Annotated in this window: 8 protein-coding genes; 1 reads left to right on the top strand and 7 read right to left on the bottom strand. The window is 70.3% G+C overall.

Annotated elements, in window-relative coordinates; all coding sequences use genetic code 11:
- Nucleotides 1–1653: class I tRNA ligase family protein (locus K2X73_RS13610; protein WP_294111679.1), on the bottom strand; the 1653-nt coding region annotated here is incomplete at its 3' end.
- Between the two features lie 101 nt (nucleotides 1654–1754).
- Between K2X73_RS13610 and K2X73_RS13605 the strand changes: the two genes are divergently transcribed.
- On the top strand, nucleotides 1755–2600 hold the full coding sequence (locus tag K2X73_RS13605; protein ID WP_294111678.1) for a MipA/OmpV family protein: 846 nt from the start codon (nucleotides 1755–1757) through the stop codon (nucleotides 2598–2600).
- A 128-nt stretch (nucleotides 2601–2728) separates the two neighbouring features.
- Here the strand turns inward: K2X73_RS13605 and K2X73_RS13600 are convergent, their stop codons facing one another.
- The 6 genes from K2X73_RS13600 to K2X73_RS13575 all read right to left on the bottom strand — a co-directional run bounded on the left by K2X73_RS13600 (nucleotide 2729) and on the right by K2X73_RS13575 (nucleotide 8156).
- Nucleotides 2729–3661, bottom strand: coding sequence for a bifunctional riboflavin kinase/FAD synthetase (locus K2X73_RS13600; RefSeq protein ID WP_294111677.1), 933 nt, complete (start codon nucleotides 3659–3661; stop codon nucleotides 2729–2731).
- Nucleotides 3662–3711: 50 nt separating this feature from the next.
- The gene (locus K2X73_RS13595) at nucleotides 3712–4179 is read right to left on the bottom strand and encodes a dihydrofolate reductase (protein WP_294111676.1); all 468 of its coding nucleotides are present in this window, start codon (nucleotides 4177–4179) and stop codon (nucleotides 3712–3714) included.
- Entirely contained in the window at nucleotides 4176–4970 is a 795-nt protein-coding gene (locus K2X73_RS13590) for a thymidylate synthase (protein ID WP_294111675.1), read from the bottom strand. The genes K2X73_RS13595 and K2X73_RS13590 overlap by 4 nt, the downstream gene beginning before the upstream one ends.
- Nucleotides 4971–5200: 230 nt before the next feature.
- Entirely contained in the window at nucleotides 5201–6442 is a 1242-nt protein-coding gene (locus tag K2X73_RS13585; protein WP_294111674.1) for an adenosylmethionine--8-amino-7-oxononanoate transaminase, read from the bottom strand.
- Complete coding sequence (gene bioD, locus K2X73_RS13580; protein ID WP_294111673.1) at nucleotides 6439–7059, bottom strand: dethiobiotin synthase; 621 nt, start codon at nucleotides 7057–7059, stop codon at nucleotides 6439–6441. Before bioD ends, K2X73_RS13585 begins: the two co-directional genes overlap by 4 nt.
- On the bottom strand, nucleotides 7038–8156 hold the full coding sequence (locus K2X73_RS13575; protein WP_294111672.1) for an 8-amino-7-oxononanoate synthase: 1119 nt from the start codon (nucleotides 8154–8156) through the stop codon (nucleotides 7038–7040). Before K2X73_RS13575 ends, bioD begins: the two co-directional genes overlap by 22 nt.
- Nucleotides 8157–8317 lie beyond the last annotated feature (161 nt).

Raw genomic sequence — 8317 nt, 5'->3', positions numbered from 1 at the left:
CGCGGGCGGGGGGGGGCGCCGGCCGCCGGCCCCGCGCGCGGGGGGGGGGGGGGGGGGGGGGGCGCGCCCCCATGCAGATGCGCCGCGCCCGGCTTCCCCCTCACCCAACCCTCTCCCCTGAAGGGGAGAGGGCTCTTCGCTCAGGCTACGGTCCATCGGCACGAACCATTGCGGCGTGCAGCGGAAGATGAGCTTCGCCTTGGAGCGCCAGCTATGCGGATAGCTGTGCTTATAGTCCGCGCTCGCCGCGAGCAGGCCGCCGGCCGCGCGCAAGGCGGTGCAGATCGGGCCGTCCGGGGCGTTGAACTTGGGGTTGATCACGCTCCCCTGCCCGCCGAGCCAGGGCCAGTCGGCGCGGTACTTGCCGTCGCCCTCCACCGCGAACACCGGGTTCAGGCCGTGCGCCTTGCAGAGCGCGAAATCGTCTTCCCCGTGATCGGGCGCCATGTGGACAAGGCCGGTGCCCTGATCGGTGGTGACGAAATCGCCGGGCAGGAAGGGGCGCGGGCGCAGGAAGAATTCGGCGAGGGGGGAGGTGGGGTCCACGTTAAGCCCCTCCCCTTCAGGGGAGGGGTTGGGGTGGGGCGCATCAGTAAGCGCCGCGCCCGATGGAGAGGCCCCACCCCCGTCCCCTCCCCTGAAGGGGAGGGGCTCGAAGAATTTGGCCATCGGGTGGCGCGCGGTGGCTCCGGCGAGGTCTGCGCCTTTGATCGTTTTGGCGACCGCGCAGATTAGCCCCGTCCGTTCAACGAATGCTGGCACCAGTTCCTTGCCGACGAGCAACGAGAAAGATACCGCCCTGCGCTCTTCAACGGACATCTTCTCCAGTTCGAGGCTGGCATCTGCGGCGACTAGGAGCACATACTCAACCTCCGGCCCATAAGCCAAAGCTTGGTTCACCGGGATCGTCCACGGGGTCGTCGTCCACACCACCGCGTGGGCGCCGACCAGTTCGGGCGCGTTCGGCGCCTCCACGATCTCGAAGCCGACATCGATCTGCGTCGAGACGATATCCTCATACTCGACCTCGGCCTCGGCGAGCGCGGTCTTTTCGACCGGCGACCACATCACCGGCTTGGCGCCGCGATAAAGCTGGTCGCTCGAAGCGAACTTCATCAGCTCCGAAACGATCGTCGCCTCGGCCTGGAAGTCCATCGTCAGATAGGGGTGGTCCCAGTCGCCCAGGATGCCGAGCCGCTTCAGCTGCTCGCGCTGGGTGTCGACCCATTTCTGCGCGTACGCCCGGCACTGGGCGCGGAATTCGGCCGGGGGAACCTCGTCCTTGTTCTTCTTCTGCTTGCGATATTCCTCCTCGACCTTCCACTCGATCGGCAGGCCGTGGCAGTCCCAGCCGGGCACGTACGGCGCGTCATACCCCATCAGGTTGCGCGTGCGGCACACCATGTCCTTCAGGATGTGGTTGAGCGCGTGGCCGATATGCATGTCGCCATTCGCATAAGGCGGGCCATCGTGGAGGATGAACTTCTCCCGCCCGGCGCGCGCCGCGCGTAGCTGTTCGTAGAGCCCCGCTTCCTGCCAGCGCGCGAGAATGCCGGGTTCCTTCTGCGGCAAGCCGGCCTTCATCGGAAAGTCGGTTTTGGGCAGAAATACGGTGTCGCGCCAATCGCGCTGGGTTTCTGGGGCGTCGCTCATGGGGCACCGGCTCTAGCGGCTCTTGGGCGTGCCGTCACCTGCCCAGGCCGGGCTTGCCAGATTGGCGAAAACCAATCTAGGGGCGCCGGCGAGGGAGATATATGCGCATCATCATCGCCGCGATCAGCCTGAGCCTTGCCAGCGCCGCCACCGCCCAAACCGCACCCGCGCCCGAGCCTGCCCCCGCGCCGACGCCTGCCCCGGCGCGACCGGCGGGCGGGTTCAGCTTCAGCCCCTATCCGCCGGGCTGGCAGATCGATGTCGGCCCCGGCCTGCTCGCGGTGCCGCAATTCCCGGGGAGCAGCGGCCTGCGCGTGCTGCCCATCCCCGCGCTCGACATTCGCTACAAGAACCAGTTCTTCGCCTCGGTGCAGCAGGGCATCGGCTATAATCTGGTGAACGAGCGCCATTTGCGCGCGGGGCCGATCCTGCGCCCCGAATTCGGCCGCACCAGCCGCGACATCGCGCGCTTCCCGGGGCTGCGCCGCATCTCGTTCGCGCCCGAAGTGGGTGGCTTCATCGCCTGGCAGCCCAATTTCTTCACGACCGTGCAGGTCGAGGTGCGCCAGGCGATCGGCGGGCATGAAGGGTTGATCGCCGATCTCTCGCTGCGGCGGGTGAAGCTGATCGGCAAATGGACCATCGGCTATGGCGGCCGGCTGCGCTTCGCCGATCAGCGCTATAACCGCCGCTATTTCGGCGTGACTCCGGCCGAGGCGGCGACGAGCGGGCTGGCGGCCTATGCGCCGGGCGGCAATCTGAACGACATCGGCGTCTCCGCCTTCGTCTCGCGCCGGCTGGGCGGCAAGTGGAGCGCGAACGGGTTCGTCAGCTATTCGCGGCTGCTGCTCGACGCCGCCGATTCGCCGATCACCCGCAGCCGCTTCGGCAGCGCCAACCAGGTGACGCTGGGCGCGACGCTCAGCTACCGCTTCCGCTTCCAGTAACGGGCGCCGCGATCGAACGCCGTCTTCCCCGGCGAAGGCCGGGGCCCAGTCGCGGCGCGTTATGCGTGGTGGGGCGACGAGCGAACGCCGGTGATACTGGGCCCCGGCCTTCGCCGGGGAAGGCGATATTAGTTCATTTCCCCCAGCCGCCGCCGCGCCTCGGCGCAATCGGCGTCCATCTGCGCGGTAAGCGCCTCCAGGCTGTCGAACTTGGCCTCGGGCCGCAGATAATCGATCAGCGCGATCTCGATCGTCTCGCCGTAAAGATCGCCCGAAAAATCGAACAGATAGGCCTCGAGCAGTTCCTTGGGCGGATCGAAGCTGGGGCGGATGCCGAGATTGGCGGCGCCGCCCAGCACCCGGCCATCCGCCAGCCGCGCCCGCACCGCGTAAATCCCGTAAGCCGGGCGCAGATAGCTGCCGAGCGCGATGTTGGCGGTGGGATAGCCGATCGTGCGCCCCAGCTTGTCGCCATGCTGCACCACGCCTTGCACCGCGAAAGGGCGGGTGAGCAGCCGCGCGGCGCCGCGCGGATCGCCCGCCTGGAGCAGCGCGCGGATGCGGCTGGAGGAGACGGGCGCGCCCTCGAACGCAACCGGCGCGACGGTATCGACGCTGAAGCCGTGCCGCGCGCCAAGCTCGGCCAGCACCCGCACATCGCCGCCGCGCGCGCGGCCGAAGGTGAAGTCCTCCCCCGTCACCACCCCGCCCGCGCCGAGCAGATCGCACAGGCGCCGCGCGACGAATTCCTCGGCGGTCAGCGCGGCGAGCGCGGCGTCGAACTGGAACACCACCATCGCCTGCGCCCCCGCCTCGGCGAACAGCCGCGCGCGCTGATCGAGCGTCGTCAGCCGGAAGGGCGCGGCATCGGGCTTGAAATGGCGTACCGGGTGCGGATCGAAGGTCGCGACCAATGCCGGGCGCCCTTCGGCGCGCGCGCGCGCGACCGCGCGGCCGACCACCGCCTGATGGCCGAGATGAAACCCATCGAAATTGCCGAGCGCGACGATCCCGCCGCGCAACCGCTCAGGCGCCGCATTGCCCCCGTCGAGACGCATCATGGCGCGGGGGTATAGGGGGCAAGTGCCGGGCGCGCCAGATGCGCGCGCCCTCAGCCGCGCACCAGCGTGACGAAGCTATGGCCGGGCCGGTCGCCTTCCGCCGCGAAATCCTCGCGCGCGATCTCGCGCCAGCCGGTGAAGGGCGGCACGATCGCGTCGCCCGTTGGCGTGGCGTGAACCTCGGTCAGCTCGATCCGCTCGGCGAGCCCCAGGAACAGCGCGAAAATCTCCGCCCCGCCGATCACCGCCGCGTCGTCCCCCGCCAGCGCCAGCGCGCCCGCGACATCATGCGCCACCTCGGCCCCTGCCGCGCGCCAGGCGGGATCGCGGGTGAGGACGATGTGTCGCCGCCCGGGCAGCGGCGCCGGAAAGCTCTCGAACGTCTTGCGGCCCATGATCATCGCCCGGCCCAGCGTCTGCGCCTTGAAGCGCTTCAGATCGGCGGGCAGGCGCCAGGGAAGCTTGCCGTCCGCCCCGATCACGCCATTGGCGGCACGCGCCAGGTGGAAGCTGATCATATCGCCACGGGTGCCGCGATATGCGGATCGGCGACATAATCGTGGACGGCGAAATCCGCATACTCATAGCCGTCGATCGCGTCGGGCTTGCGCTTGATCTCCAGCCGGGGGAGCGGCTTGTTGGGGTCGCGCGACAGTTGCAGCCGCGCCTGCTCCAGATGGTTCAGGTAAAGGTGGCAATCGCCGCCGGTCCAGATGAAGTCGCCCACCTCCAGCCCCGCCTGCTGCGCGAGGATGTGGGTGAGCAGCGCATAGCTCGCGATGTTGAACGGCACCCCCAGGAACACGTCCGCCGAGCGCTGATAGAGTTGCAGCGAGAGCCGCCCGTTCGCGACATGCGTCTGGAACAGGCAGTGGCACGGGGCGAGCGCCATGCGCGGCAGCTCGGCCGGGTTCCAGGCGGAGACGATCTGGCGCCGCGACGAGGGGTTTTCGCGGATCTGGCGGAGCAGCTCGGCGATCTGGTCGATCGGTCCCTCGGGCGCCTCCCAGCGGCGCCACTGCTTGCCATAGACCGGGCCGAGATCGCCGGCCTCGTCGGCCCATTCGTCCCAGATGCTGACCTTGCGCTCCTGCAGCCAGCGGACATTGGTGTCGCCGCGCAGGAACCACAGCAGCTCGATGATGATCGAGCGCAGATGCAGCTTCTTGGTGGTGACGAGCGGGAGGCCGTCGCTCAAGCGAAAGCGCATCTGGTGGCCGAAGACGGACAGCGTGCCGACGCCGGTGCGATCGGCGGTTTCGACGCCATCGTCGAGGATGCGCTGCATCAGGTCGTGATAGGCTTGCATGGGGGGAAGCGTAGCGCGGGCCAGCGGGGAAACCAAATCCCCGCCGTTTACGAGGAGGGATCGAAGCGGGCGCTCGCTCGATCGGCGCTGCCGCAACCGCTATGGGTCGACGAACCACTCCATGTGTCACCCCGGACTTGATCCGGAGTCTCGCTGCCTTGGCCGCGCGAAGAACAGCGCGACCCCGGGTCAAGCCCGGGGTGACGATGCTTCGATGGTCGTCATCGCGCTCACCGCCCCGGCACGATCTCCAGGATCATGTCGTACACCCGCGCCAGCTCGTCTTCGGTGATGCAATAGGGCGGCAGCACATAGAGGCAGTCCCCCATCGGCCGCAGCAGCACGCCGCGCGAAAGCGCCGCCGCGCGCAGATCGCAGCCGATTTCGGCGAGATAGCCCTGTTCAGGGCCGGGTATCGTCATCGCCGCGATCGTGCCGGTGCGGCGGAGATCGGCGAAACGCGCGTCGCCCGCCAGCCGCGCGAGCTGGCGCGCCTGCATCGCGCCCAGCGCCGCCACGCGTGCGGCGACCGGCTCGTCGCGCCACACCCGGACATTGGCGAGCCCCGCCGCGCAGGCGATCGGGTTGCCGCTATAGCTGCTCGAATGCCAGAAGGTGCGCGCCCGATCCTGGCTGTAATGCGCCTCGAAAATCTCGGCGCTGGCGAGCGTCGCCGCGAGCGGGAGCGAGCCGTTGGTGAGCCCTTTCGAGAGGCACAGCAGATCGGGCACCACCCCGGCCTGCGCGCAGGCGAACAGCGTGCCGGTGCGGCCCCAGCCTGTCATCACCTCGTCGGCGATGAACAAAGTGCCGCTCGCCCGGCAGAGGCGGTGCAGCTCGGCGAGCAGGTCCGCGCCGTACATCAGCATCCCGCCCGCGCCCAAGACGAGCGGCTCGACGATGAAGGCGGCGGCCCCGGCGTCGCGGGTCGCGGCCTCCAGCGCGTCGAGGCACGCCTGTTCCTGCGCGGCGGCGGGGAAGGGGATCGTCGCCACGTCGAACAGCAGCGGCGCATAGGGCGCGTTGAACACCCCGCGCGCGCCGACCGACATCGCCCCCACCGTGTCGCCATGATAGCTGTGCGCCATCACCACCAGCCGCTCGCGCCGCTCGCCCCGGTTGCGCGCGGTGCCAAGCGCGAGCTTCAGCGCCACCTCGACCGCGGTGCTCCCCGAATCGCTGAAGAACACATGCGGCAGCCCGGCGAGCGCCGCGAGTTCGGCCGCCAGCGCCTCGGCCGGCTCGTGGGTGAAGCCGGCGAAGATCACCTGATCGAGCGCCTCGGTCGCCGCGCGGATCGCCGCCATGATCGCGGGGTGGCGATGGCCGTGCGTCACCACCCACCAGCTGCTGATCGCGTCGAGCAGCCGCGCGCCGTCGCTCGTTTCGAGCCAGGCGCCTTCGGTCCGCGCGATCTTCAGCGGCGCGGGCTCGAGCGCGTGCTGGAAGAACGGGTGCCAGACCGCGCTCAAAGGCTGATCCCGGCGACGAAGGCGGTGGCGAGGGCGTCCGGCGTCAGCGGATCGAGATGCGGCAACCGGCCGAGCACCCGCGCGCCGCTGAACTCAGCGATGGTGGCGATGGTGTCGGGCATGTCCTCGCCGATGAAAGCGATGCCGTGGAGCGCGATACCCCGCGCGCGCAGGGCTTCCACCGACAGCAATGTGTGGTTGATCGTGCCGAGCGCGGTGCGCGCGCACAGGATCACCGGCAGGTTCCACCGCGCGAACAGGTCGATCGCGAGCAGATGCCGGGTGATCGGCACCATCAGCCCGCCCGCGCCCTCGATCACCAGCGCCTGATGCGCCGGCGGCGCGAGGCGCGCGGGGTCGATCGTCACCCCGTCCAGCTCGGCGGCGCGGTGGGGGGAGAGCGGTTCGGTGAGGCGATAGGCTTCAGGAAGGATGCGCTCTGCCGGCACCGCGCCGAGCCGGGCGACGGTTTCGCTGTCGCTCTCCGGCCCGTCGAGCCCCGATTGCACCGGCTTCCAGTAATGCGCGCCCAAGGCCGCGGTAAGGGCCGCCGAGAACACGGTCTTGCCGATGCCGGTGTCGGTGCCGGAAACGATCAGGCGGGTGGGCGGGCGCATTGGGCCTCCAAGGCGTCGAGCAGCGCCGTCACCTCGGCGTCGCTGGGGTTGAGGGTGAGCGACAGGCGCAGCCGCGCGCTGCCTTCGGGCACCGTCGGCGGGCGGATCGCGCGCACGTCGAAGCCCTGCGCCTGGAGCGCGGCGGCGGCGGCGAGCGCGGCGCGGTCGCTGCCCAGGATGATCGGCTGGATCGGGGTATCGGTCGCGGGCAGGCCGAGCCGCGCGAGCCGCTCGCCGACCGTGGCGACCCGCGCCGCCAACCGCTGGGCGCGCCCGGGCGCGGCGACCAGCTTCAGGCTCGCGCGCACCGCCGCCGCCATCAGTGGCGAGGGCGCGGTCGCATAGACGAAGCCGCGCGCGCGGTTGATCAGCAGGTCGATCGCCGCGCGCGGCCCCGTGACGAGCGCACCCGATGCGCCCAGCGCCTTGCCGCAGGTGTGGAGCGCGATGTGCGGGGCGGCGACGCCCTGGCTCAGCCCGCGCCCGGCGCCGAAGACGCCGGTCGCGTGCGCTTCATCGACGATCAGCACCGCGTCGTGCCGCGCCGCGACTTCGGCGAGCGCGCTGAGCGGGGCGCGGTCGCCCTCCATCGAATAGACGCTCTCCACCGCGATCCACGGCGTGCCCCGCCCACCGCGCGCGCGCCAGGCGCCGATCAGCTCGGCGACATGGCCGGCATCGTTGTGCCGCGCCGCCACGCTCTCCGCGCGCGCCAGCCGCAGTCCCTCGCGCGTGCTGGCGTGGCTCAGCGCGTCCCACACGATCAGGTCGCCGCGATCGGGCAGAGTCGCGACGATCGCGACATTGGCGCTGAACCCGGTGCCCAGATACAGCGCGGCTTCGGCGCCGAAGAACGCGGCGGCTTCGGCCTCCAGCGCTTCATGCTCGGCATGGTTGCCGCGCAGCAGCCGCGATCCCGCCGCGCCCACCGGCACCCCGCGCGCGATGGCCTCGCCCACCGCCGCGCGCAGTTCGGGCGATTCGGCGAGGCCGAGATAATCGTTCGAGGCGAAATCGGCGCCGATCCGGGGCGCGAGCCGGCGCAGGCGATCGGCGGCGCGCAGCCGGTCGAGATCGGCGGTGAAACGGGCAAGCACGGCCGCGCGGTTAGCCGGTCGCGCGCGCTTTGCCAAACTGGCTTGGCCCTTTCATTTTCCGGCCAAATAGCGCGCCTGCCCCGTCCGACCCTCAGGCGCCTCCTCGGCCACGCTGCTATCGTCACGCGTGGCAACCGGACATGCGCGGCTTTCGATCACAG

It is taken from the genome of Sphingomonas sp. (assembly GCF_019746665.1).
GTDB lineage: Bacteria > Pseudomonadota > Alphaproteobacteria > Sphingomonadales > Sphingomonadaceae > Sphingomonas.
Note: the sequence above shows the minus strand (reverse complement) of the source record. Positions and strands in the feature narration are given on the sequence as shown.

Coding starts and splice junctions, on each gene's coding strand:
- K2X73_RS13600 (WP_294111677.1), bottom strand. CDS start 3,661: ATGATGCGTCTCGACGGGGGCAATGCGGCGCCTGAGCGGTTGCGCGGC.
- K2X73_RS13595 (WP_294111676.1), bottom strand. CDS start 4,179: ATGATCAGCTTCCACCTGGCGCGTGCCGCCAATGGCGTGATCGGGGCG.
- K2X73_RS13605 (WP_294111678.1), top strand. CDS start 1,755: ATGCGCATCATCATCGCCGCGATCAGCCTGAGCCTTGCCAGCGCCGCC.
- K2X73_RS13590 (WP_294111675.1), bottom strand. CDS start 4,970: ATGCAAGCCTATCACGACCTGATGCAGCGCATCCTCGACGATGGCGTC.
- bioD (WP_294111673.1), bottom strand. CDS start 7,059: ATGCGCCCGCCCACCCGCCTGATCGTTTCCGGCACCGACACCGGCATC.